General features: G+C 30.1%; 22 protein-coding genes. 8 read left to right on the forward strand and 14 right to left on the reverse strand.

Annotated elements, in window-relative coordinates; translation table 11 throughout:
* Positions 1-108 precede the first annotated feature (108 nt).
* On the forward strand, positions 109-570 hold the full coding sequence (locus tag AXE80_RS05415) for a tRNA (cytidine(34)-2'-O)-methyltransferase (protein ID WP_068825181.1): 462 nt from the start codon (positions 109-111) through the stop codon (positions 568-570).
* Here AXE80_RS05415 and AXE80_RS05420 read toward each other — a convergent pair.
* Both AXE80_RS05420 and AXE80_RS05425 read right to left on the reverse strand, forming a co-directional pair.
* Entirely contained in the window at positions 556-1,560 is a 1,005-nt protein-coding gene (locus AXE80_RS05420) for a glycosyltransferase family protein (RefSeq protein WP_068825183.1), read from the reverse strand. The genes AXE80_RS05415 and AXE80_RS05420 overlap by 15 nt on opposite strands.
* A complete protein-coding gene (locus tag AXE80_RS05425) occupies positions 1,560-2,459 on the reverse strand; it encodes a UDP-2,3-diacylglucosamine diphosphatase (RefSeq protein WP_068825185.1) in 900 nt (299 codons plus the stop codon). Before AXE80_RS05425 ends, AXE80_RS05420 begins: the two co-directional genes overlap by 1 nt.
* Positions 2,460-2,694: 235 nt before the next feature.
* Here AXE80_RS05425 and AXE80_RS05430 point away from each other — a divergent pair, with 235 nt between their 5' ends.
* Positions 2,695-4,686, forward strand: coding sequence for a DUF4954 family protein (locus AXE80_RS05430; RefSeq protein ID WP_068825187.1), 1,992 nt, complete (start codon positions 2,695-2,697; stop codon positions 4,684-4,686).
* A gap of 3 nt (positions 4,687-4,689) precedes the next feature.
* Complete coding sequence (gene glmS, locus AXE80_RS05435; protein ID WP_068825189.1) at positions 4,690-6,540, forward strand: glutamine--fructose-6-phosphate transaminase (isomerizing); 1,851 nt, start codon at positions 4,690-4,692, stop codon at positions 6,538-6,540.
* 77 nt (positions 6,541-6,617) lie between these two features.
* Here glmS and AXE80_RS05440 read toward each other — a convergent pair whose 3' ends face one another.
* The 4 genes from AXE80_RS05440 to AXE80_RS05455 form a co-directional block, all read right to left on the reverse strand.
* On the reverse strand, positions 6,618-7,532 hold the full coding sequence (locus AXE80_RS05440) for a hypothetical protein (RefSeq protein WP_068825190.1): 915 nt from the start codon (positions 7,530-7,532) through the stop codon (positions 6,618-6,620).
* A 149-nt stretch (positions 7,533-7,681) separates the two neighbouring features.
* Positions 7,682-8,593: a tRNA (adenosine(37)-N6)-dimethylallyltransferase MiaA gene (gene miaA / locus AXE80_RS05445; RefSeq protein ID WP_068825192.1), complete on the reverse strand. Its 912-nt coding sequence runs from the start codon at positions 8,591-8,593 to the stop codon at positions 7,682-7,684.
* 4 nt (positions 8,594-8,597) lie between these two features.
* Positions 8,598-9,416 (reverse strand): ion transporter, encoded by an 819-nt coding sequence (locus AXE80_RS05450; protein ID WP_068825194.1) that lies wholly within the window; start codon positions 9,414-9,416, stop codon positions 8,598-8,600.
* Positions 9,409-10,497 (reverse strand): exonuclease domain-containing protein, encoded by a 1,089-nt coding sequence (locus AXE80_RS05455; RefSeq protein ID WP_068825196.1) that lies wholly within the window; start codon positions 10,495-10,497, stop codon positions 9,409-9,411. Before AXE80_RS05455 ends, AXE80_RS05450 begins: the two co-directional genes overlap by 8 nt.
* 171 nt (positions 10,498-10,668) lie before the next feature.
* On the opposite strand from AXE80_RS05455, the gene AXE80_RS05460 reads away from it, so the two are divergent.
* The 3 genes from AXE80_RS05460 (at position 10,669) to AXE80_RS05470 (ending at position 14,953) form a co-directional block, all read left to right on the forward strand.
* Positions 10,669-11,544 (forward strand): helix-turn-helix domain-containing protein, encoded by an 876-nt coding sequence (locus AXE80_RS05460; RefSeq protein WP_157359349.1) that lies wholly within the window; start codon positions 10,669-10,671, stop codon positions 11,542-11,544.
* An 84-nt stretch (positions 11,545-11,628) separates the two neighbouring features.
* Positions 11,629-12,864: a multidrug effflux MFS transporter gene (locus AXE80_RS05465; RefSeq protein ID WP_068825200.1), complete on the forward strand. Its 1,236-nt coding sequence runs from the start codon at positions 11,629-11,631 to the stop codon at positions 12,862-12,864.
* Between the two features lie 136 nt (positions 12,865-13,000).
* Complete coding sequence (locus tag AXE80_RS05470) at positions 13,001-14,953, forward strand: M1 family metallopeptidase (RefSeq protein ID WP_068825202.1); 1,953 nt, start codon at positions 13,001-13,003, stop codon at positions 14,951-14,953.
* 139 nt (positions 14,954-15,092) lie between these two features.
* Here AXE80_RS05470 and AXE80_RS05475 read toward each other — a convergent pair whose 3' ends face one another.
* From AXE80_RS05475 to AXE80_RS05495, 5 genes are all read right to left on the reverse strand, one after another.
* The gene (locus tag AXE80_RS05475; RefSeq protein WP_068825206.1) at positions 15,093-15,755 is read right to left on the reverse strand and encodes a YggS family pyridoxal phosphate-dependent enzyme; all 663 of its coding nucleotides are present in this window, start codon (positions 15,753-15,755) and stop codon (positions 15,093-15,095) included.
* Entirely contained in the window at positions 15,752-17,410 is a 1,659-nt protein-coding gene (locus AXE80_RS05480; protein WP_157359350.1) for a hypothetical protein, read from the reverse strand. The genes AXE80_RS05475 and AXE80_RS05480 overlap by 4 nt, the downstream gene beginning before the upstream one ends.
* A 71-nt stretch (positions 17,411-17,481) precedes the next feature.
* Positions 17,482-18,432, reverse strand: coding sequence for a D-2-hydroxyacid dehydrogenase (locus AXE80_RS05485; RefSeq protein WP_068825210.1), 951 nt, complete (start codon positions 18,430-18,432; stop codon positions 17,482-17,484).
* A 33-nt stretch (positions 18,433-18,465) separates the two neighbouring features.
* Entirely contained in the window at positions 18,466-19,524 is a 1,059-nt protein-coding gene (serC, locus tag AXE80_RS05490; RefSeq protein WP_068825212.1) for a 3-phosphoserine/phosphohydroxythreonine transaminase, read from the reverse strand.
* An 84-nt stretch (positions 19,525-19,608) separates the two neighbouring features.
* Positions 19,609-20,667, reverse strand: coding sequence for an acyl-CoA reductase (locus AXE80_RS05495; protein WP_068825214.1), 1,059 nt, complete (start codon positions 20,665-20,667; stop codon positions 19,609-19,611).
* A gap of 76 nt (positions 20,668-20,743) precedes the next feature.
* On the opposite strand from AXE80_RS05495, the gene AXE80_RS05500 reads away from it, so the two are divergent.
* The gene (locus tag AXE80_RS05500) at positions 20,744-21,094 is read left to right on the forward strand and encodes a 4Fe-4S dicluster domain-containing protein (protein ID WP_068825216.1); all 351 of its coding nucleotides are present in this window, start codon (positions 20,744-20,746) and stop codon (positions 21,092-21,094) included.
* Positions 21,095-21,168: 74 nt separating this feature from the next.
* Here AXE80_RS05500 and AXE80_RS05505 read toward each other — a convergent pair whose 3' ends face one another.
* The 3 genes from AXE80_RS05505 to AXE80_RS05515 form a co-directional block, all read right to left on the reverse strand.
* Entirely contained in the window at positions 21,169-21,624 is a 456-nt protein-coding gene (locus AXE80_RS05505; protein WP_068825218.1) for a hypothetical protein, read from the reverse strand.
* A gap of 80 nt (positions 21,625-21,704) precedes the next feature.
* Complete coding sequence (locus tag AXE80_RS05510) at positions 21,705-22,475, reverse strand: zinc metalloprotease (protein WP_068825219.1); 771 nt, start codon at positions 22,473-22,475, stop codon at positions 21,705-21,707.
* 80 nt (positions 22,476-22,555) lie between these two features.
* The gene (locus AXE80_RS05515; protein WP_068825221.1) at positions 22,556-23,608 is read right to left on the reverse strand and encodes a hypothetical protein; all 1,053 of its coding nucleotides are present in this window, start codon (positions 23,606-23,608) and stop codon (positions 22,556-22,558) included.
* Between the two features lie 191 nt (positions 23,609-23,799).
* Here AXE80_RS05515 and AXE80_RS05520 point away from each other — a divergent pair, with 191 nt between their 5' ends.
* Positions 23,800-24,321: an RNA polymerase sigma factor gene (locus AXE80_RS05520; RefSeq protein WP_068825223.1), complete on the forward strand. Its 522-nt coding sequence runs from the start codon at positions 23,800-23,802 to the stop codon at positions 24,319-24,321.
* The last annotated feature ends 25 nt before the right edge of the window (positions 24,322-24,346 follow it).

Consider the following 24,346-nt stretch of genomic DNA (forward strand, 5'->3'; position numbering starts at 1 on the left):
GAATTTATTTTCAAAGAGGTATTTTTTTTGAAAGACTTTAAGTTATTTATAATACCCAAAACAAACTCATAAAATTGTTTAGTTTTGCGATTTTTAAAAGAGGAAAATTTGAGCGATAAGAATTCTTTAAACATCGTATTGGTACATCCACAAATTCCCAATAATACGGGAAATATAGGAAGACTTTGCGTAGGCTGTAACGCAAAATTACATTTGGTAAAACCTTTGGGGTTTGAAATTACGGACACTAAAGTAAAACGAGCTGGTTTAGATTATTGGAAAGATTTAGATCTTACTATTCATGAATCTTTTGATGATTTGTTAAAGCTGATAGATCATGAAGAGAGAATGTTTTTATTGTCTGCAAGAGCAGAAACTTCTATCTATGAAACAACTTTTAAAAATGGAGATTGGTTAGTATTTGGAAAAGAGGCAAAGGGTTTATCTGCAGAAATTCAAGAACAATACCCAAACCAATTAAGAACGATACCTTTTCCGGGACCTATCAGAAGTTTTAATTTAGGAAATGCTGTAGCTATGGTTTTAGGGGAATGTTTAAGACAGTTTTGATTTAGAGGAATGTGTAGATAAAATCAAATCAATAATTTTTTCTGTTTCATCTGGGTAATCAACAGGAATGTTTTGCTCTTCAACAATCCATTTGTGAACTATTTGGGTGTGTTTGTCTTTTAGTTTTTTAATGACTGGTACTCCCAATGTTTTTAATGCTGCGGCATTGCATTGTTGTTCGTATTGATTTTTCATAGGAATAACCAATAATTTCTTTTTTAAATACAAAGCTTCTGCGGGAGTTTCAAAACCAGCACCACAAATAATTCCTTTACAAGTTTCAAAACTTTTTATAAAAGCTTCGTTGTTTACAGGCTCAATCAGTAGGTTTTTATGATAATATGAGGTTTTGGTGTGTTTTGAAAAAATATGCCAAACGGTATTTTCAAATTGACCAAAAAACTCAATGAGTTTGTCATCACCATAGGCGGGTAAATAAATGGTATAATGTCGCCCACTAATAGGATGCAAATCTCTTATTTCTTTACGGATAACAGGAGTAAATGTATGAGAGTTGTATTTTTTAAAATGAAATCCGTAATAGGTATTTGTTGGAGCGTAACGTTTTAAAATACGTTCTCCTATAAAATCTCTTTTCTTAGGTTTTGGACTTTCTTTAGCTTTTACAGCTGCTTGGTGGCTCATAGAAACACATGGAATGTTGTTTAATTTAGCAGCCCAAGCAGAAAGAGGTTCAAAATCATTAATCACCAAATCATATTGTTGAATATTGATCTTGTTCATTTCCTTTCGGAATTTATTAAAATCAGAATTTTTAACTGTTTTCCATAAATCAACCCCACCTTTTTTTCCAAAAATAAAACTTAAACCTTGTAGTTGATATTTTATGTTAAAAGGAAGTGTAATATCTGCTTGAACTCCACTAACCAAAACATCTAAGTCTACTTTTTTTTGTAGTATGGGTACAATGTCTTTAGCACGACTTAAATGTCCGTTACCAGTTCCTTGTATAGCGTAAAGAACTTTCATTATGGAATAAGTTTATTGTCTATCACATTCATTTCTTGCATCAATTGCTGAAATAGGTCTTTGTTTTTTAAATCGGCTTTTCCCAAATCATTTTCGTGATCGTGGTCTGTTGGATTTAATTTTTGAGCAATTTCATCTTCTTGATAATGGTAAATTTTCCACTTCTTTTTATGATATTCTAAAGCCGTTAAGTTTTCTATCCAATCACCAGAGTTTAAATATTCTACGGATTGATTTTTATCGTTGCTAATGGTTTTGTGTTGTGGTTGATGAATATGTCCACAGATTACATAATCATATTGATTTAAGATGGCAATATCAGCAGCAGTATCTTCAAAATTATTGATGTGTTTTACAGCTGATTTTACACTGTTTTTTATTTTTTTAGAAAAAGATATTCTTCCTTTTCCTAATATTTTTTCACTTATCCAATTGACAAGAGTGTTAATCATAATCAATAAATCATAACCAACGCCACCTAATTTTGCCAGCCATTTGGAGTGTTGCATGGTTACATCAAAAACATCACCATGAAAAAACCAGGCCTTTTTACCATCTAATTCTAAAACAAGTTTGTTAACTAGTTGAAAGTTTCCTAATTCAAAACCAACAAACTTTCTTAACATTTCATCGTGATTTCCAGTAATATAATAAACCTCTGTTCCTTTGGTTACCAAAGAAGTAATGTATTTTATTACTTTCATATGTGCTTTAGGAAAATAACTTTTCTTAAACTGCCATATGTCTATAATATCTCCGTTAAGAATTAATGTTTTAGGGTTAATGGTTTTTAAGTAGTTCAATAGTTCTTTTGCTCTTGAACCATAAGTACCTAAGTGTATGTCTGAAACAACAACTACATCTACCTTTCTTTTGTGTTTCTTTTTTGTTGTAGGCATATAAATTGTAAAAATTAATAAAGACAAACCTATCTTATTATTGTTAAAGCCAGCTTAACTAAAAGTTAAATAATTGGTTTTAGGTGTTTTTACTAAAAAAAAGCCACTTTTTGGGTGAATATGAATTGTTTTTATCCTGTTTGATGAAATTCTATAAAATTTAAATTGATGTGCCTTTTTAAAAAATGATCTGTGTTAATTTTTTATATTTGATGCGCATAGAAAAACTAAACTTTTGAACAACTATAGAGGTATAACTAAGGAGGAAATAAAACAACTTATCCAGCAAGGATGTCAATCTGATGATTGGGATAAGCTTTACATAAAACCTACCACAGATTTACTAAAAATTGAATCTGTTACTTTTTCTGGAGAAAATTATATTGGACATATAGAGGGAACTAGAACGTTTTATGGAGGTATAATAAAACAAAATAGTATAAAAAATGTTCATTTACACAACTGTAAAATAGGGGATAATGCCTTTATTAACAATGTTAAAAGCTATATAGCCAATTATAACATTGGAGACAATGTAATGATTGACAATGTTGATATTATTGCAGTAGATGGTGAGTGTAGTTTTGGAAATGGTGTTACGGTTGATGTGATTAATGAAGGAGGTGGTAGAGATATTTTAATATTTAATCAACTTTCTGCTCAAATAGCATATTTATTAGCTTTATACAGACACAAAACAGTTCTGATTGACGAACTAAAGAGAATGATAGAGGAATATACTTTATCAGTAACTTCTAGCGTAGGACATATTGGTGATGATGTTAAGATTTTAAATGCAAACACCATTAAGGGAGTTTGTATTGGTGATGGGGCTTATATTAACTCAGCATCTAAATTAATTAACGGAAGTATAAATTCTACCAAAGAATCGCAAGTATATATAGGAACAGATGTAATGGCAACCAATTTTATCATTTCAAGTGATTCAAAAGTTGATAACTCTTCTATTTTAACCAATTGTTTTATAGGTCAAGGTTGTTTAATTGATAAACATTATTCTATTGAACATTCCATCTTTTTTGCCAATAGCCAAGGGTTTAATGGAGAAGCTTGTTCAATATTTGCTGGGCCATATACAGTTACACATCATAAATCTACCTTGTTAATAGCAGGATTATTTTCGTTTATGAATGCAGGTAGTGGTTCTAACCAAAGTAATCACATGTATAAGTTAGGGCCAATACATCAAGGAATTATGGAGCGTGGTGCCAAAACTACAAGTGATTCTTATGTATTGTGGCCATCTAAAATAGGACCATTTACTTTGGTTATGGGAAGACACTATCAACACGTAGATTCTTCTGATTTCCCATTTTCATATTTGATTGAAGGAAATAACAAATCGTATTTAATTCCAGGAGCCAATTTAAAAAGTGTTGGAACTGTTAGAGATGCACAAAAATGGCCTAAACGTGATAATAGATCAAAAAACAATAGGTTAGATATTATCAACTTTAACTTATTAAGTCCTTATACTATTCACAAAGTATCAAAAGGATTAAGACATTTATATGATATTTTAGATTTGTCTGGAGATAAATTAGATGAGTATAACTACAAAGATATGGTGGTTAAAAAATCTAGTTTACACAATGGTATTAAAATGTATAACATTGTTATTAATAAGTTTTTGGGGAACTCTATAATTAGTAGAGTAGAGAACAAAAATATTAATACTGTTCAAGAGTTAAGAGAAGTGTTAAAACCAACATCAACAATAGGGCAAGGTAAATGGATTGATGTTTGTGGTTTGTTATGTCCTATTTCTGCTTTAAATCTTTTTGTAGATAAGGTAGAAAAGTTAGAGGTAAAAACAGTTGAAGATGCTATTAATGAGCTAAATGAAATCAATAATCATTATTATGAATATGAATGGAATTGGGCAGTAGAATTAATAGAGAGTTTTTATAAAATTAAAATTGAGGAAATTACCACAGAAAACTTTATTAATATTGTAAGTAATTGGAAAAAAGCGGTAGTAGACTTAGATAAAATGTTATATAAAGATGCTAGTAAAGAATTTGATTTACATTCTTATGTAGGGTTTGGTGCCGATGGTGAAGAAAAAGAAAAATTAGCAGATTTTAAAAATGTAAGAGGTGCTTTTGAAAGTAACTCAACAGTGTTAGAGATATTAAGTCATATAGACAGAAAAGAAAAATTAGGAGATAAAATAATTGCTCAAATTAAAGAGATTAAAGGATAAATTATGTGCGGAATTGTTGGATATATTGGAAAAAAGAAGGCTTCTGATATTTTAATTGATGGTTTAAAAAAATTAGAATATAGAGGTTACGATAGTGCAGGAATTGCTGTTTTAGATAACGATCAAGATATCTTGGTTTATAAACAGCCTGGGAAAGTAGTTAATCTTGAAGAGAGTGTTGATGAAAAGGTAGAAGGAAAAACAATAGGAATTGCACATACTCGTTGGGCTACACATGGAGAGCCTACAGTGGAAAATGCACATCCTCATAAATCTAATAATCAAGAAATAGTATTGGTTCATAACGGAATTATAGAGAACTATAAATTCTTAAAAGATGAATTAATTGATCATGGTTTTACTTTTTTAGGACAAACAGATACAGAAGTTTTGGTAAATTATATCCAATACATTCAAGACAAACATCAATTAAATATTGATGATGCTGTTAAAAAAGCTTTGCAAAATGTAAATGGAGCTTATGCCTTAGCCATTATAGATAAAAAAGAACCAAACAAAATGGTGGTAACCCGTAAAGGGAGTCCGTTAGCAATTGGTTTAACAGAAACAAACGATGAGTTTTACGTAGCTTCTGATGCTATTCCTATTATAGAACATACACAATCTTTAGTGTATTTAAATGATAATGAAGTAGTGGTGTTAGAAAGAGGGCAGAAGATGAAAATTACTGACCTTTATGGAGTAGAGAAATCATACAAGGTTAAAACTTTAGATTTAAACTTAGACAAGGTAAGTAAAGGAGATTATGAGCATTATATGCTTAAAGAAATTTTTGAACAACCTTCAACTATTAAAAACACTTTATTTAGCCATTTAAACTTAGAAAATTCTAATATTCATTTTGAGAATTTAGATGAGTTAAAAGAAAAACTAGTAAAAGCTAGTAGAATTATTATTGTTTCTTGTGGTACTTCTTGGCATGCAGGAATTGTTGGAGAATATATTATAGAAGAATTGGCTAGAATTCCAGTTGAAGTGGAATATGCTTCGGAATTTAGATATAGAAATCCTATTATTACCAAAGATGACATTGTAATGGCTATTTCTCAGTCAGGAGAAACAGCAGATACATTAGCAGCTTTACGTTATTCTAAAGCACAAGGAGCAACTACATTTAGTATTTGTAATGTATTTAATTCTTCTATGGCTAGAGAGTGTGACTTTACCGCTTATACTTATGCTGGTGCAGAGATAGGAGTAGCGTCTACCAAGGCTTTTACAGCTCAAGTAGCAGTAGTTTCTTTATTAGCGATTCAATTAGGATTAGAAAGAAATGAAATAACTCAAGAGAGAGCAAATAGTTTGGTAGAAGAAATTAAAACACTTCCTTCTGTAGTAAATCATATTTTTAATACAGATGAACATATTAAAAGTGTTGCAAAAAATTATACACAAACTACTAGTTTCTTGTTTTTAGGTAGAGGAATCAATTTCCCTATTGCTTTAGAAGGAGCTTTAAAATTAAAAGAGATTTCTTATATACATGCAGAAGGATATCCAGCAGCAGAAATGAAACATGGACCTATTGCAATGATTGAAGAATCTTTACCAACGGTAATTATAGCAACCAATAATGAATATTACGATAAATTAGTTTCTAACGCTCAAGAAGTAAAAGCTCGTAAAGGGCCAATTATTGCTGTGGTAAATGAAGATGATAGTGAAATGATTCACACGGCAGATTTTGTATTTAAAGTACCTAGAGTATCTGATATGTTACAGCCAATTGTAGCAGTGATTCCTTTACAATTATTCTCTTATCATGTAGCAGTTTTAAAAGGATGTAATGTAGATCAACCAAGAAACTTAGCAAAATCAGTAACGGTTGAATAAGGTTGTTAATTTAAAATAATAAAAAAGGCTATCTAAATTTTAGATAGCCTTTTTGTTATAGAATTATTAAGTGTGTTTTAATAATTATTAGCTGGTTTTACTTTGTTTAAGCTGTTTTGAACAGAACCACTTCTTAAAGATGAAGCAACATTTTCAAGATAAATAATTCTTGTTTCATTATCAGTATAGTTACTAGTATCATAGCAGTATAATCCCATTTTAACACCAGCAACAGAGGTTTCGGCCTCGTCGTTGCTATCAAAACTTCCAAAACCTAAATTGATATTGGTTTCATTAATTAAGGTAGTGTCATCCATTAATACGGTAATTCTTCCGTTGTTGTTTCCTGATAATACACATCTTATTTGAAAAGCTAATTCTACATCAGTATCAATATTATCAAGAATTTTTACTTCTGTTGCAGCTACACATGCGCTTCGATAATCTAAGTAAAGATCGTTGTTTTTTAAAACCAAATGTGCTGTCCAGTTACTACATCCTGCAGAATTCCAATTGTATAATTGCCAAATAATAGTGTTTTTGTTTAGTAAATTATTGCTTTGACCAGATGGAATAAATAGATAAAACCCACTATATATTTCCTTGTTATCATTTACTCCAAGTTTAATTTCATGTCCACGTTCTCTACGTGTTCCATCATACTCAGATTCTTTCCAGGTAAGTTTAAGTCTTTTACCTCCCACAAAATCATTTTGGAAACTCATTCCTTCATTATATATATCTGAACCTGTAAAGCCTTGGTCTTCTGTAAATGGACCTAGGCTATTATCATCAAAATCGTGAACCTTATACGCTGTTGTGTTTGTGGTTTTAGAAGAAGATTGTAAGTCTGATATTTCTGAGGGATTTATAATTTCTTCCTCACTTGAGCCTGTAACACTTTCATTACTACAGCTTAAACTAAATAGTAAGATTGTTGAAAAAACAGTTCCTTTTAAAAGTTTTTTCGTACTAAAGTTTGAATTTTTCATATGCAATTAATTATTAAAATGTTTAGGGAGCAATTTTAATGATTAATTTATGATTGATGTATAACTATTGTTGTTATATGTATAAATTAAAACCCGTTTTAATGAATATTTGACAGCAAAAAGCTTTTAAAGATGAATTATTGTTAGTTTTAGAGTCTATTTAGTGTTACTTTGTTTATGGAGTCTATGATGTTTTTCACATCTTCTAAATAATCAAACCAAAGCGTATTTTCATCTTTTTTAAACCAAGTAAGTTGTCTTTTGGCAAAACGTCTTGAGTTTTTTTTGATTTCAGAAATGGCAAAATCAAAATCAATAGTTCCATCTAAATATTGAAAAATCTCTCTGTAACCAACCGTTTGTAAGGCGTTTAAATGTTTTTGGCTATATAATGATTCTACTTCTTTTAAAAGTCCTTTTTGTAGCATTATATCAACCCTGCGGTTAATTCGGTCGTAAATAATTTCTCTCTCTGCTTTTAATCCAACTTTAATAGGGGTAAAGTTTCTAGGCGTTTTAGGTTTGTTTTTAAAAGAACTATAAGTTTGTCCGCTACCAATACAAACCTCTAAAGCACGAATAATTCGATGAGGGTTTTCAATCGCAATTTCATGATAAGTTTCAGGGTCTAATTCTTTTAATTGTTTTTGTAAACTTTCTAAACCCTCTGATGCTAATCTTTTATTTAATTGTTCTCTAACAGAAGGGTCTATAGTAGGGAAGTGGTCAAGCCCATTGATAACAGCATCTACATATAATCCACTACCACCAACCATAATAACAATGTTGTGTTTGGTAAAAAGGTCATGTAATTTTTCTAATGCTTCTCGTTCAAAATGACCAACGCTATATTCTTCTTGTATGCTTTTGTTCTGAATAAAATGATGAGGAGCAGCAGCCAATTCTTCAGGCTCAGGAACGGCAGTACCAATAGTCATTTCTTTAAAAAACTGTCTAGAATCGCAAGAAATTATTTCAGCATTAAAATGTTGTGCTAACTTAATACTCAAGGCTGTTTTTCCTATAGCTGTTGGACCTACAATGGTAATTAAATAATTCATTTACTTAAAGTCTTTCTCCACATTGATGACAAAAATTAGCATCGTCACCATGGTTATTTTCGTTACAATTGTTACAAACTTGTGTGTTTGTTTTATATTTTTTAACATCACTGTATTCAGAGGAAACAATACCAGTTGGCACGGCAATAATTCCGTATCCCATAATCATTACTAAGGTTGCAAAAAATTGTCCTAAAGCAGTTACAGGAGCAATATCTCCATAACCAACGGTTGTCATGGTAACCACAATCCAATAAATACTTCTTGGAATACTGGTAAAACCACTGTTGGCAGTTCCTTCTATTAAATACATAATAGTTCCAAGGACTATAGAAAGAACTACTACCGCAAAAACAAAAACACCAATTTTGGCTCTACTAGCTTTTATAGCTCTTATTAAATGATTACTTGCACCAATATATCTTGCAATTTTAAGAATGGTAAAAATTCTTAATAATCTTAACGATCTTAAAATTAATAAAGCTTCGGTTTTACCAATAAACAGTCCTAAATACTTAGGTAAAGTAGCTGCTAAATCTATCAATCCATATGCGCTAAAAATATATTTAAGAGGAGATTTAACAGTAAAAACTCTTAAAATATATTCAATGGTAAAAAGTATGGTGATGATCCATTCTATGATTTGAAAGTATGTTCCGTAAATAGCATTTAGAGACTCAACACTTTCTAACATCACTACCAAAACACTAATTAAAATTAGTATTAAAAGTATTACATCAAACAATTTTCCAGCAGGAGTATCTGCTTCGTAAATAATTTCATGTAACCTTTTTTTTAAGGTTTTGTGTTCTTTGTTATTCAAAACGAATGATTTTTTTGAATTTACCTGTATCTAAATACTTTTTAACTTGTTCTCTGTTATAAAGATTATCTTCTATAGGAGAGATAAGGTTTCTTACAATGTCTATATGTGTAATTTGATAGGCCAATTCTACATATCCATATCCTTTTAATTGTCCGTTTTCTAATAAGAAAATAGACTTTTCGGCAGTTCCTCTACCATTATCAATAAACAAAGCATTGTTTGAGTTAAAAACAGTAGTGGGAATATTTTTTTTGGAAACAGTATTAAATCTAGGTTTGTTTTTTTCTATGGCTTGGTAACTTTTAATGCTTGAAATTAATAAGCTACCGGTTTCTTCAAAAGTGATGTCGTAAATCTTTTTTTGTAAAGATTTTGAACGGTTTGATTTTCTCATCAATAATTGATTGACACCCGTTCTCATGTTTTTGTTTTTACCGATGTAAATCACATCACCTTGTTCATTATGAACATAAAAAACACCGGTTTTTCTTGGAGATTTATCCAATAATTTTTGAAAATGGCTGCTCAGCTTGCTCTTGGTTTTTCCTTCGGCTTTTAAGTTTGCTTTAATAATAGTTTTATCAACATCTTTATTTAGCAACATTTTAAAAAGTTTGATGGTTGCCAAGGCATCTCCATTTGCTCTATGTCTTTCGCTCATTGGAATTCCAAGACTTTTGCAAAGTTTTCCTAAACTGTATGATTCTTGATCTGGAATTAGCTTTCTACTTAGTTCCACAGTACAAAGAGTATCTTTTACAAAATTGTATCCTAAACGATTGAATTCATTTTTTAAAATTCTATAATCAAAACTAGAATTGTGAGCTACTATAACACAGTCTTCGGTAATTTCTATAATTTGTTTGGCTATTTCGTGAAACTTAGGAGCGTTACGCAACATTTTATTGTTAATACCTGTTAATTGTACCACAAAGGGTTGAATAGGAATTTCTGGATTGACCAAAGTAATAAATTTATCTACCACTTTTTTACCATCAAATTTATGAATGGCTATTTCAGTCATTCCTTCCTCATTATATTTTCCTCCAGTAGTTTCTATGTCTAGAATAGCGTACATTTAATCAATTAACGGTTAGTATTAAGCTCTGTGTTTTTTCACAAATATAACATATCCTAGTTGATTCATGTTAGGACTAGCACAACTATTTGAGATGCAGTACATATATGTTTTATAAATCATGGAGAACTTTTTGTTTTAGTACATTTGTATAGAACAAAACAAGATAATGTGAAGATTTTTAATACGATTGATGAATTGTTAGTTGAATTAAACTTAACTAGAAAAAGTATTTCTCCTTATTTCTATATTTTTAAGTTTGAAGAAATTGATTATGCCAGGCGAATTGAAAACTTTCCGCATTATAAAAGATTTTTTGAGATTTCTTTTTATGAAGAAAATAAGAATGAAATTCAAATAGGCCATACTACTTTACACGATTTAAACAATACAATTACTTTTACTTCACCCATGCAATCCTTGTCTATTAACCGAATAGAAAGGCCTGTTGGGTATGCTATTTTTTTTAATGCTAAATTTTTTACTCCAGAAAGACATCAATATAACATACAGCAAGATTTTCCTTTTTTTAAATTAAATACCACACCTATTTATAAAATTAGCAAAGAAGAAAAAAGGTTTATAAAAAAAACGCTGGAGGCAATATTTGTTGAAAGCGAAGAAAATAAACCGCAATGTAAAGAAATGATTCAGGCTTACCTTTTGATTTTATTAAACTACATCACTCGAATTTTAAAAGGGGATTCAGGAAACATTAAATTAAAACGTTACGAAGAAATAACATCAAAGTTTGAGGAACTAATTTTATTAGAGGATGAAAGTTATAAAAGTATAGTATCCTACGCAAAGTTATTAGGAATTACTCCTTTGTATTTGTCAGAATGTGTTAAAAAATCTACGGGTTTATCCGCTAAAAAAGTATTGACCAATTATCAAATTCTAAAAGCAAAATCATTATTGGTTCAAACCACCAAGTCTATTGACGAGATTGCGTATATGATGGGCTTTAAAGAAACTACTAATTTTATCAAATTTTTTAAAAAAGACCAAAACATTACTCCTTTGGCTTTTAGAAAACTACCATAAAAAGTATCATTTTAGTATACTTTTGTATTGCTGTGTTTTTGGTAAACACAATAACTTTGCTTGCTAAACAAAACTAGTTTAGTTATGAAAAGTTTTAGGTTAGATAAAAGTAAAAATGTTGGAGTAATTACTGTGTTAATTGCATCTCTTACAGCTTTGTCATCATTAGCAATAGATTCTTTTTTATCAGGAATGCCTTTAATGGCTCACTTTTTTGGAGTAGAAATTAATACCATAGAATTAATTATAACTATTTATTTTTTAGGTTTTGCTGTTGGTAATTTTTTTGGTGGTCCATTGTCTGATGCTTTTGGAAGAAAAAAAATAGCATTAGCAGGAATTGGAATTTATGGAGTATCTGCTTTATCTATTCCTTTTTGTGATACCATAGAAATGGTTTTATTATTGAGGTTTTTTCAAGCCTTTGGAGGAGGTTTTGCAACAGTTACTGCTAATTTATTTATAAAAGATTGGTACAAAGGAAAACAGGTGGCTAGGTTAATTACCATTACAGCAATGATTATGATGTTGGTTCCTTTGTTTGCTCCAGTTTTAGGAGGTTTTTTAATCAATCTACAAGGTTGGAAATTGGTGTTTTACTTTTTGTTTACAGTAGCTATTTTGTTATTTGCGATCTTTTATTTGCTTATTCCAGAGTCAAGAGAACAAAAAGAAATCACCAATAAAATTACTGCAAAGCAATTGGTAGCCAAATACAAAATATTATTATCAGATAAAAAAGCGGTAATCTTTTTATTTGCTTTGTGTTTTCCTGTATCTGGATTGTATGTGTTTATTACAAGTGCTTCCTTTATCTATTTAGAATATTTTAATGTAGAAGTGAGTGTTTTTCCTTTGATTTTTGCAATAAGTATTATTTTAAATGTATTGGCGTCATTTTCAAACACCTATTTATTAAGGGTGTACGATGCTAAAAAACTATTTCAATTAGGAATAACCATACAGTTAATTTCAGGTTTTTCGTTGTTTATAATCACCTTGTTAGATTTGGTTACTTTTTGGAATGTATTTATTTTAATTGCACTTTTTATTGGTAGTATTGGTTTTATTTTTGGAAATGGATCGGCAATTTTATTAGATATAAAACCAGAAGTAAGTGGTGCTGCAAACGCCGCTATTGGTATTACAAGGTTTGTGTTAGGTTTTTTAGCAGGAACTTCCGTAGCCATTTTTCATACCAATGATTTGCTTCCTATTGGAATAGGAATGTTTGTTTGTTCTTTATTAGGAAACATCATTTTTATTGTGTTTAAAGCCACCAATAACAAATCTTTGGTATTGGCTAGTTCGTGTAGTTAAATTTACTGAATCATCATATTTATAAAGCTTAGTTAAAAATGTTTAAAAACAGCGTTTTAACTAAGCTTTTCTTTTGATTGCTTGGTAGTAATACTGTAAATTTAATGACTTATTTATAAAACAACACCCTGAGTTTATGAAACAAGTTTTTAAATGGTCTGTATTAAGTCTGTTTTCCTTACAGATGTTTACTAGTACCGCACAAGAAGTAGTCCCTAATAACCAAAGTGATTTTAATCCTATTATGTACCGCCAAGGCACGCCATTTAGGTCTGCATTAGGACAACCAGGAGATCAGTATTGGCAAAACCAAGCAGATTATAATATTGAGGCTAATTTAGATCCTGTAAATAATACTATTACAGGTCATATCACCTTAACCTATCATAATAAAAGTCCATATGATTTAGATTATATATGGATGTATGTTGAGCAAAATCGTTTTACAGAAACTTCTAGAGGAACTTTAACAACTCCTATTATGGGGAATCGTTATTCTGGCGATGTTGATGGAGGTTGTGATATTTCTAATCTTCAAGCTAAATCAAACAAAAGGAGTAAAGCTTCATCAAAACACATTATTTCTGATACCAGAATGCAAATCATTTTTAATGATCCTATTCAAGCCAAAACAGGTGTTGCAACTGTAAGTATGGATTTTACTTATAAAATTCCTACATCTGGAATGGATAGAATGGGAAGGTTAGAAACAGAAAACGGAACAATTTATTCTTTAGCACAATGGTATCCTAGAGTTGCTGTTTTTGATGATGTAAAAGGATGGAATACAGAACCTTATTTAGGAGCAGGGGAGTTTTATGTAGACTATGGAAATTATGATTATAAAATAACGGTGCCTTATGATTATATTGTAGTAGGTTCTGGAGAATTGGTGAATGATAAAGAGGTATTAACGTCAACACAGATAAATCGTTTTGATAAAGCAGCAAAAAGTGATGACAGTGTTTATATTATTACACCTGATGAAGTAAACGATGTTGCCAAAACACGCCCTACACAAAAGGGAACACTTACTTGGCATTTTAAAATGGAAAATTCTCGTGATGTTGCTTTTGCTGCCTCAAAAGCTTTTGTTTGGGATGCCGCAAGAATCAATTTATCAAGCGGAAAAAAGAGTTTGGCTCAATCTGTATATCCTAAAGAAGTTTCAGGGACTGATGCTTGGGGACGTTCAACTGAATACACAAAAGCTTCTGTAGAGCATTATTCTAATCAATGGTTTGAGTATCCTTATCCAAATGCTGTAAATGTGGCGTCTAATGTTGGAGGAATGGAGTACCCGGGAGTGAGTTTCTGTAATTCTAAAAGCAAAGGAAGAGGCTTGTGGGGAGTAACAGATCATGAATTTGGTCACAATTGGTTTCCAATGATTGTTGGTTCTAACGAGCGTTTATACCCTTGGATGGATGAAGGGTTTAATACCTTTATCAATTACTACAGTGCAAAAGCTTTTAACAACGGAGAATATCCAAACGATTTAATTAAAGGTAGAAATAATTTAAGTTATTATAACTCTAAAAATAGAGAAGGGATTGATACTTATCCAGATATAGTAAATACTCGTAATTTGGGTAATACTGCTTATAGAAAACCTGGTGTGGGGTTAATTATGTTAAGAGAGTATATTTTAGGTGCAGAACGTTTTGATTATGCTTTTAAAGAGTACATTAAAAATTGGGTCTATAAGCATCCACAACCATCAGATTTTTTTAACGCGATGGAGAATGGTGCAGGAGAGAACTTAAATTGGTTTTGGAGAGGATGGTTTTATGGAACAGGAAATATTGATTTGGCAATTTCTTATGTTCAACCATACAAAGGAAATTATGTAATTGTTTTAGAAAACAGGGGAGATATTCCTATGCCTGTAAAATTAAAAGTTACTTATGATGATGATATTACTGAAGAAAAAAATATTCCCGTTGAAATTTGGCAAAGAGGAGATAGTTGGAATTATTTATTAAAAACCAATAAAAAGGTAAAATCAGTAGAAATAGATCCTAATAAAATTTTACCAGACATCAATAGTTCTAATGATGTTTGGCCAAGCGAGGTTTATGAAAATTAAGTAAAAGAAAAAGCTGTCTGAAAAGAATCAAAATACGTCATTCTGAATTTATTTCAGAATCACAACCTACTGAGTGATAGTAGTTATGAGAAACTGAAACAAGTTCAATTTGGCCAAATGTTCATTTTCAGACAGTTTTTTATTGATGATAATTTCTATTACCAAATATGGCACTTCCAACACGTACCATATTACTGCCTTGTTCAATTGCTAATTCATAATCACCACTCATTCCCATAGAAATGGTGTTAAATTGAGTATGATGAACTTTTAACTCATCATAAAAGGTTTTAAGAGTGGCAAATTCATTTTTAATTTGTTGTTCATCTTCTACAAAACTTGCCATTCCCATTAAACCAACTACTTTAATATTCTCCATGTTTTTGTAGTCATAGGAACTTAATATATTGTTGATTTCTTCTTTGGTTAAACCGAATTTAGAATCTTCTTGAGCAATTTTTAGTTGTAGTAAACAGTTAATAACTCTGTTGTGTTTTTTGGCTTGTTTGTTAATTTCTATTAAAGTTGTAAAACTATCTACACCATGAATTAAATCAACAAAAAGAGCCATGTATTTTACCTTGTTACTTTGCAAATGACCAATCATATGCCAAGAAATATCTTTGGGTAATTCATCGTACTTGGCAACCATTTCTTGAATCTTATTTTCGCCAAACACACGCTGACCAGCATCATACGCTTCTTGGATATCAGAAACGGGTTTGGTTTTAGAAACTGCTACTAAGGTAACTCCCTTTGGAATTGTATGTTTTATTGTAGATAGGTTTTGAAAAATGCTCATAAAGTATCTTTTTGTTTAAAATTAATCATATTTAATTCTCCTTTTTTTGAATTCCTATTGTAAAAAAATAATTGATTATCAGTTCTTTTTGCACTTTCAAAAAGATAGTCAGTTTTTGTAGAAGTTGATAGGTTTGAGAAATTTAAATCTCCGTTATTATTTATAATAGCTACAAAAGGTAACGTTTGATTATTGTCTATAGAACGATTATCATTTTTATTATAGATGAACTTTAAATAAGATTCTTTTTGATTAAATAAAATGAAGTTTTTATTATTTGAATAATATGATGTAAAAGAATTTGTTTGTTTAGAAAATTTTCTTCCTCCAATATAAATAGCTCTAGACCATAAGAGTTTATTGTCATTAGATATTTTTGCTGTAATTGCAAATGTATGTGTTTTTTTATATTGACTATTGATGCCGTAATAATATTCATTCATGTTTATAATGCAATTATCATCTTCGTCAAAAAAAACTTTATCGGTATAAATATTGTCATATTTATTTTCAAAATCTTTACTGTTTATAGAAGAACGAACATTTAATATATTGGCTTTTTTAGTGTTAAGCCTATCTAAATGAAACTCTTGAGAAAAAGGAAGTAAGTTAGTGTTTTTAAGGTTTAGGTTATTAACATCAATTTTAGCTTTTGCAAAACCTTCATATTTTTTTTGCTTTTCATCAGAAGCATACAAACCTGTTAAGTAAATATAATTTTTATGAAAATTAATATCTAATGCTCCCAGGTATTTATTATTAAAAAATGCACCAATATTTTTTCTCAAAGTATTGTTTTTATTAACTCTTATAATACTTTTGGTATATAATCTATAGTTTTTAAAATTAAAAAATTTAGTAGGTTCTAATTGTTCAGTTTCTAAAAACATAATGTCTCCATTAATGTCGTTTATTCGGAGTCTATAAAAATTTGGCCAACCAGATCCATGGTTAATGATTACATTTTTAGTGTATAATAAGTGATCTTTTTTACGTAAAATAAATCGATATACTTGACTATAAGTCTTTTCTTCAGAGGTTTTAAAATCACTTTCAATAAAATCAAAATTTTGTGATCCTGCTCTTATAGGAGCTTCGCATTTTTGAGTAAACAGAGTTAATTCATATTCTTTATTATTACTTATAATTATTTCAGTTTGAATTGGACTTGAGAACGACATTTTTTTAAAATCAAAAAAAAGATCGTTTGATTTAATTTCGTAATGAGGCTTTATTTTAAAGTCTAATTTATTTATGGATGATACATAAGCCATTAAACTTACTTTATCTATTACTTTTTTTTGATTTTCTGTTTTAAGGGATTTTCTTAAACTATTTTCAAATAAAAAAATACTATCATTTTTAACTATTAGTTCAGAGATATATTTTTTGGTTTTTAAATTTTTGGTGTTTATTAATTTTAAATCATTATTAAATACTTCAATTGTATATTTTTTAGTTGAAGAGTATGGGTTATTTAAATTTAAATATTTAACTATTACAGTAAAATCATCGTTACTGTCAACTAAATCTAGTTCTAAATGTTTTTTCTTATAATCTAATAAAGATGACTTTTTTATTTGATTTGTTATGCTCTCTTGAGCTTGAACAAACATATTTATTAGAAGAATAGTTAAAAGGATATATTTTTTCATAGTTTTTTTGGTAAAAATAAAAAATCCCCATGAACATTGTCCATGGGGATTGATTTATATAGTTAAATAAATTACTTCAAAATAGAAATAATTTGATCTGCTAATTCAGTTCCAATACGGTCTTGAGCTTCTAAAGTAGCTGCACCAATATGTGGAGTTAATGAAACGTTAGGGTTCATTAATACTTTCATAGATGGAGTTGGTTCGTTTTCAAAAACATCTAAACCTGCTTTTGCAATTTCACCATTCTCTAAAGCTTCAATCAATGCAACTTCATCAATAACACCACCACGAGCAGCGTTAATTAAGATAGAAGAATTTTTCATGATTTTAAACTCAGGAGCTCCAATTACATATTCTTTTTGAGCAGGAACGTGTAAGGTAATAAAGTCTGCATTCTTTAATACTTCTTCTTTAGAAACAGTGTTTACAGTAAAAGTAAGTTTTTGTCCATCAAAGAATTCTAAATCTAAATCTACTTTGTCAAAGAAAGGATCAAAAGCAATAACTTTCATACCTAATCCTAAAGCGATTTTAGCTGTAGCTTGACCAATACGTCCAAAACCAATAACCCCTAAAGTTTGTCCTTTTAATTCAACACCTTTAGCGTATGATTTCTTTAAAGCACCAAATTTAGTATCTCCTTCTAATGGCATGTTACGGTTAGCATCTTGTAAGAAACGTACCAAACCAAATAAGTGAGCAAATACTAATTCTCCTACAGAGTGAGAAGAAGCTGCTGGAGTATTGATTACGTGTAATCCTTTGTCTTTAGCATATTGTACATCAATGTTATCCATTCCTACACCACCACGTCCGATGATTTTTAAAGATGGACAAGCATCAATTAACTCTTGTCTTACAGTTGTTGCAGATCTTACTAAGATAACATCAACGTTGTTTTCGTTAATGTAGTTTTCTAATTGATCTTGAGCAACTGTGTTTAAAATTACTTCAAATCCTGCTTTTTCTAAGGCATCAACACCTGATTGTGCTAAACCGTCGTTTGCTAAAACTTTCATTTTATTATTGTTTGTGCTTAATTAAATTAAGCGTTAAAATTTTTTCATTACATCGATTAATGCCTGAACGCTTTCTATAGGCATTGCATTGTAAATAGAAGCTCTAAATCCTCCTACAGAACGGTGTCCTTTTACATTGCTAATTCCAGCTTCGTTACATGCTGCTAAGAATTCTGCATCTTTAGAAGCATCTTTTAATAAGAATACTACGTTCATTAAAGATCTGTCTTCTTTAGCTACATTGTTTATAAAAGATGGGTTGTTGTCTATCTCGTTATAAAGTAAAGCTGCTTTTTCTTCGTTCTTTTTAGCAATAGCTTCTAAACCACCTTGAGCTTTCATGTATTCTAAGTTTAACATAGAAACATAAATTGCAAATACAGGAGGTGTATTAAACATACTTTCTCCTTTAATGTGAATTTGGTAATCTAACATAGAAGGAATAGTTCTTCCTGTGTTACCTAAAATATCTTTTTTGATGATTACAAGAGTAGCTCCAGCAGGACCTAAGTTCTTTTGAGCTCCAGCGTATATAATTCCGAATTTAGAAACATCTACTGGCTTAGAGAAAATGTCAGAAGACATATCAGCAACTAATACTGCATCTGTTTCTGGAGTTTCTTTAAACTGAGTTCCAAAAATGGTGTTGTTACTTGTATAGTGTACATAATCTACATCGCTAGGAATGTTAAATCCTTTAGGAATGTAGTTATGGTTAGTATCTGCAGAAGAAGCAACTTCAATTACTTCACCAAAATTTTTGGCTTCTTTTAAGGCCTTGTTACTCCAAGCTCCTGTATTGATGTATGCAGCTTTTCCTCCATCAACTTTCATTAAGTTAATAGCGGTCATTAAGAATTGAGTAGAAGCACCACCTTGTAAAAATAAAACCTCGTGAGTAGCGGGTACATTCAAAATTTCTTTTACCAATGCAACGGCTTTGTCATATACTGCAACAAACTCTTTGCTACGGTGTGATATTTCAATTAATGATAAACCTGTATTGTCAAAATCTAAGATAGCTTGACTAGCTTTCTGAAATACTTCTTGAGGGAGAATTGAAGGACCTGCGCTAAAATTATGTTTCTTCATTATATATTTAATTTTTGGAAAGCACAAATTTATAAAATCTACTCGCTTTACCTTTACGTTTAACTATTTATTTTTAACGTTTTTTTATAATGTTATTAAAAATTTAACAGTATCAACGTTATCAGCATAATTCCACAATTTTGGCACCTGTGTTTGCCCAAATTTTACACTATCTTTAATATTTAACTCAGAAGTGATACATTGAATTTTATCTGATTCCTCTTTTAATTTGGTTTTAAGACTGTCTAAATCATGATAATATTCATAGAATAAACTAGCGATAGGAGAGGCGTAGCTCTGATCTTCTTTTAACATTAAAAAACCATTCTCTTTAATATCAAATAAACTCATTAAATAAACCGCTTTGTTGTAGTCGTAATTATTAGCGTATTTGGTATACTTAACAATATCTCTATGTTTATAAACTGCTTTAAAAAGTTTGTCAAAATCGTAGTTTTTAGGGACAAATATTTTAGAAACATTTCTGCATCCTAAACCGTAGTATCTAAAAATATCATCACTTAAAGCTTCTAGTTGCTCATGTGTTTCATTTCCATCTAAAACCGCTACTGAATTTCTACTTTTTCTAATAATATGTGGATGTTTTCCAAAATAATAATCAAAATAACGAGCGGTATTATTGCTTCCTGTAGCAATTACAGCGTCATAATTTTGAAGTTTTTCTTCGGTAAATGTAAAAGTTCCTTTAAAACTTGGTTCTACATGTTCTAAATACTTTGCAATAAGTGGTATAAAATATTTATCGTTTGAAGACAACTTAGCCAATACTTTGTTTCCACAAATAGCGACACATAAAAAGTCATGAAAACCTACCAAAGGAATGTTTCCTGCCATAATAACAGCAATGGTTTTGTCTGTATGATCTGGAATACTATAGTCTTGTAGCCATTGATCAATATTTTTAGGGCTTAGTGTTTTGGCCCAACTTTCCATAGCAAATAACACATTGTTTTGAGTAAACCAACTGTTGTATTCTTCTGCTCTTTTTATTTGCATGCTAAAAGCATCAAAAAATAAATCATTAAAAGGAACATCTTCTTTTTTAACAATTCCAGATGTTGTAAATTGCGAAAGGAAATGTCCTAAGGTAATAAATGCTTGTTTTCTCTTATCTAAACTCATTATAAGTTAGTTTGTGGGTTTTGAATGAATACAAAATGTATTATTTTTGTGGCACAAATTTAAAGAAAAAAGAACGATGGCAATTATAATAACAGACGAATGTATTAACTGTGGAGCTTGTGAACCAGAGTGTCCTAATAATGCAATATATGAAGGTGCTGAAGAATGGAAGTATTCTGAAGGTACTTCTTTAGAAGGAGATTTTGTTTTACCTAACGGAAATAATGGGAATGCTGATGAAGAGCAAGAGCCTATTTCTGATGAAGTTTATTACATTGTACCTGATAAATGTACAGAATGTAAAGGATTCCACGATGAGCCACAATGTGCAGCTGTTTGTCCAGTAGACTGTTGTGTACCTGATGAAGATGTGGTAGAGACTGAAGAAGAATTGTTAGCTAAGCAAGCATTTTTACATAAAGACTAAGTTTTTAAAACATATAATGTAAAACGCCAATCATAATTTATGATTGGCGTTTTTTTTAACATTTAGAGTGTAGTTTAAAATAATCCTAGTTTTACACTTGGGGTATTTACACGTACATTGGTATTAATACTTCTGCTTCTAGGGGATCTTTCGTAGTAATAATCGTTATATCTATAGTAGTAAAAAGATGCATGACTGTAATAATGATCACTATGATGACAATGGTGATTACATTCATTATAATGTTCCGCATAAGCATCTTTCTTTCCTTGCATATAGGCTTTGTATGCTTTTTTATCTTTCTTTTTTAGATTTTTTTCATACGCTTTTTGATCTTTCCAAAACTGTTTTTCTTCTTCTTTGGTTTTGGCGCTAAATTCTTGCTCGTATTTAGCATCTTCTTTTGCTCTTTTTTGATAATAAGATTCTTTATCTAAACTAGATTTGTTTTCGTTTTCTGTGTTTTGAGCTTGTAAGGTCGATGCTAAACTTATGGTAATAATTAATAATGTTCTTTTTAAAAGTTTCATAATGGTATGTTTTTAAAGTGAATACTTCTGTTTCTATATTTAAGACACTTCAATTATTTTTTACCCTATGATTTTTCACATTATTTTCCTCCATTGGCTTGTAAATCGGCGATGCATTGAGCATCTAGCGTAGGAGCTGAATTACTACCAAATAAATTAGATATTCCATCACCTGTTTCTGCAGACCAATACATTAAACAACTCTCCACGTTACAATGTTTAGCATGTTCTGTGTCTTCATGTTGGCTTTGTAAGCTTGCCCCTAAATTGGTTAAACCTAATATATGACCAAATTCATGAGTAATAACTGTGGTTTCTAAAACATCTCTACTCGGTTCAAAAGCACTATTGCTTAAGTTTTGAATGTTTTTTTGAAATATAACAAAGGAAGTATTTCGGTAAGCTGTTCCTAATACAGTACCTGTATCGGTGTTTTTATCAGATTCTCCATCTGTAAAATATGCCCATACAGCAATTTCTTTTTCTGTATTGTAATGGGTTCTGTTGTTTTCTTCAATAGTAATGATGTCATTAATAGTATAGCGATTTTTTCCAGGACTTGGAATCATTTTTTCTTCAACTATAATTCCTTCTGGTTTATAGGTGCGCTTTTCTAAAAATGATACAAAATTGTTGATCGCATTTTGTGTAGGTTTATACCCATCAACATAAACTAATTCTACAATCATCTTTTTGTACTTGTCATCCGAAAGTAAATCATTAGAAGAGCTCCCAGTTGATTTTTGATTTAAAGTACGATTGATTCCATTGCTAACCTCTGATTCATTTTCTTTAGTACAAGAAAATAGGAGTGAAATCAATAAAAAGGAAATGAGGTAAAAAGTTTTCATCAGGTATCTTTTATAGTTTATAAAAACAGCCACTTAAAAAGCAGCTGTTTTATATGTACGTAACCTTTATTAATTAGGTTTTAAATTTGATTTAATACCAATGCGGTTGAAGTGTTGGTAGTACTTTGTAAAGTTATACTACTGCTAGAGTAGTTGGTTACTGTCCAAGTATCATTTAACAATTCAAAATTAGCTTCGCTAGAAAATTCTAAAGTTAAAAATACTTCCATTTCAGAAGTTACAGAAAATGTACCTTCTGCTTTTTCAGCCAATGCATTAGCGGTGTTTGTAGCAGAACAAGTTAAATCGTTTGCAAAGTCAATAGTATAATTTGCATAAGTGTTAGCGGTATCTACTCCTCCGTTTATATATGATTGTACTCTAAAAGTACCTTCTACTAAAATATTTTCTAAAGTTTCTGCATCTTCTTGAGCATCATCCATAGTATCTTCATCACCTAAACAATCAGAAATGTGAGATTTAAATTCAGCATCGCTAGAAATGTTTACTTCAGTATCATTACTTAATGTTGCTGAGATTGGATATTTGATAGAGAATTTTTCATCTTCATTAAAATTACTCATATAAGTATATAGCTCTTGATTAGACTCTATAACTGTAGTGCTAGTTTGTTCTAAGCTAATATTATAAGTTAAAATACTTATTGGGTAATTCATTTTTAAACAATTAATGGCATTTTCTTTTTCTGCCTCCGCCTCTTCACAAGTGTCTTTAATAGCATTGTATTCAGCTTGATTTTCTACTTGTACTTCTGTGTAGTTACTTAGTTTTACACTAATAGGGAACTGAAAAGTAATGGTATCTTCGTCATTAATCACTTCGCCTAAAATATTTAATACTAATTGATAATCGTTTTTGTTAGTTAATATTATTTTTTGATTGTTTACCCAAACAGTTACAGGAAATAAAACAGAAGAGCAAGAAGTTCCATCTAAAAAGTCATCAAAACTACCATCGTACATTGCAGTACGTTGTAAGTTTTTTGCTGTTTCTGAATTTACTGAGTTTGTATTTGGGTTTTGTCCGTTTTCCTCATCAATTTCTTTTTGACAAGAAATAAATCCTAAGAAGGAAACAAACATAAGAGCTGTAATTAATTTTAAAGTTTTCATTGATACTTATTTTTAGGTTAAACATAAAAGCGATTTTTTCGCCTTTCTGTATTTAAGACTCTTAAGCTTAAATTTACCCTATAGTTTTTTTAATTTTTTTAAATTAAAAAGTTAAATACTTAAAATACTGTTGTTTATAAGTATGTTTATAATTCCTACTTTTGTACAAATCTACATTATAAAGAGAATTTATGAATAAACCCAAGCATAAACTTTGCGAAGAATCTTATTTTAATAGCTTTTATATAAAACATATTCAGGCCGCTAGTAATTTTGCTTTTTATAAATCTGGAAATCATGCTGCCTCTTTAGACTTGGTACAAGATGCTTTTGCTAAAATATGGGAAAATTGTGCTAAGATTGATTTTGAAAAAGCAAAGACCTATTTGTTTACAACGGTAAATAATTTATTCTTAAATACGATTAGACATCAAAAAGTTGTGATGTCTTATGCAAAGGAATCTCCCTATATAGACAAAACGAATTTAAATCCAGAATATATTTTGGAAGAAGAGGAGTTTAAACAAAAATTATTGAACACCATTGCTGATTTAAGCGAAGAACAAAGAGAAGTTTTTTTGTTAAATAGAATAGAGGGAAAAAAATATAGAGAAATAGCAGAGCTGTTAGGAATATCTCAAAAAACGGTAGAGAAAAGAATGTCTTTAGCCTTAAAATTTCTACGCAGTAAAATGAATAAAGTAAATATTTAGACATTAGTATAGGGTAATATATAAA

The sequence above is a fragment of the Wenyingzhuangia fucanilytica genome, assembly GCF_001697185.1.
Taxonomy (GTDB): Bacteria; Bacteroidota; Bacteroidia; order Flavobacteriales; family Flavobacteriaceae; genus Wenyingzhuangia; species Wenyingzhuangia fucanilytica.

What these genes read in the sequence shown, in the direction of transcription:
- AXE80_RS05515 (WP_068825221.1), bottom strand. Translation starts at nt 23,608, where the DNA reads ATGAAAACTTTAAAATTAATTACAGCTCTTATGTTTGTTTCCTTCTTA.
- AXE80_RS05520 (WP_068825223.1), top strand. Translation starts at nt 23,800, where the DNA reads ATGAATAAACCCAAGCATAAACTTTGCGAAGAATCTTATTTTAATAGC.
- AXE80_RS05500 (WP_068825216.1), top strand. Translation starts at nt 20,744, where the DNA reads ATGGCAATTATAATAACAGACGAATGTATTAACTGTGGAGCTTGTGAA.
- AXE80_RS05440 (WP_068825190.1), bottom strand. Translation starts at nt 7,532, where the DNA reads ATGAAAAATTCAAACTTTAGTACGAAAAAACTTTTAAAAGGAACTGTT.
- AXE80_RS05420 (WP_068825183.1), bottom strand. Translation starts at nt 1,560, where the DNA reads ATGAAAGTTCTTTACGCTATACAAGGAACTGGTAACGGACATTTAAGT.
- AXE80_RS05470 (WP_068825202.1), top strand. Translation starts at nt 13,001, where the DNA reads ATGAAACAAGTTTTTAAATGGTCTGTATTAAGTCTGTTTTCCTTACAG.
- AXE80_RS05505 (WP_068825218.1), bottom strand. Translation starts at nt 21,624, where the DNA reads ATGAAACTTTTAAAAAGAACATTATTAATTATTACCATAAGTTTAGCA.
- AXE80_RS05480 (WP_157359350.1), bottom strand. Translation starts at nt 17,410, where the DNA reads ATGAAAAAATATATCCTTTTAACTATTCTTCTAATAAATATGTTTGTT.
- serC (WP_068825212.1), bottom strand. Translation starts at nt 19,524, where the DNA reads ATGAAGAAACATAATTTTAGCGCAGGTCCTTCAATTCTCCCTCAAGAA.
- AXE80_RS05475 (WP_068825206.1), bottom strand. Translation starts at nt 15,755, where the DNA reads ATGAGCATTTTTCAAAACCTATCTACAATAAAACATACAATTCCAAAG.
- AXE80_RS05465 (WP_068825200.1), top strand. Translation starts at nt 11,629, where the DNA reads ATGAAAAGTTTTAGGTTAGATAAAAGTAAAAATGTTGGAGTAATTACT.
- AXE80_RS05425 (WP_068825185.1), bottom strand. Translation starts at nt 2,459, where the DNA reads ATGCCTACAACAAAAAAGAAACACAAAAGAAAGGTAGATGTAGTTGTT.
- AXE80_RS05495 (WP_068825214.1), bottom strand. Translation starts at nt 20,667, where the DNA reads ATGAGTTTAGATAAGAGAAAACAAGCATTTATTACCTTAGGACATTTC.
- AXE80_RS05510 (WP_068825219.1), bottom strand. Translation starts at nt 22,475, where the DNA reads ATGAAAACTTTTTACCTCATTTCCTTTTTATTGATTTCACTCCTATTT.
- glmS (WP_068825189.1), top strand. Translation starts at nt 4,690, where the DNA reads ATGTGCGGAATTGTTGGATATATTGGAAAAAAGAAGGCTTCTGATATT.
- AXE80_RS05485 (WP_068825210.1), bottom strand. Translation starts at nt 18,432, where the DNA reads ATGAAAGTTTTAGCAAACGACGGTTTAGCACAATCAGGTGTTGATGCC.
- AXE80_RS05455 (WP_068825196.1), bottom strand. Translation starts at nt 10,497, where the DNA reads ATGTACGCTATTCTAGACATAGAAACTACTGGAGGAAAATATAATGAG.
- miaA (WP_068825192.1), bottom strand. Translation starts at nt 8,593, where the DNA reads ATGAATTATTTAATTACCATTGTAGGTCCAACAGCTATAGGAAAAACA.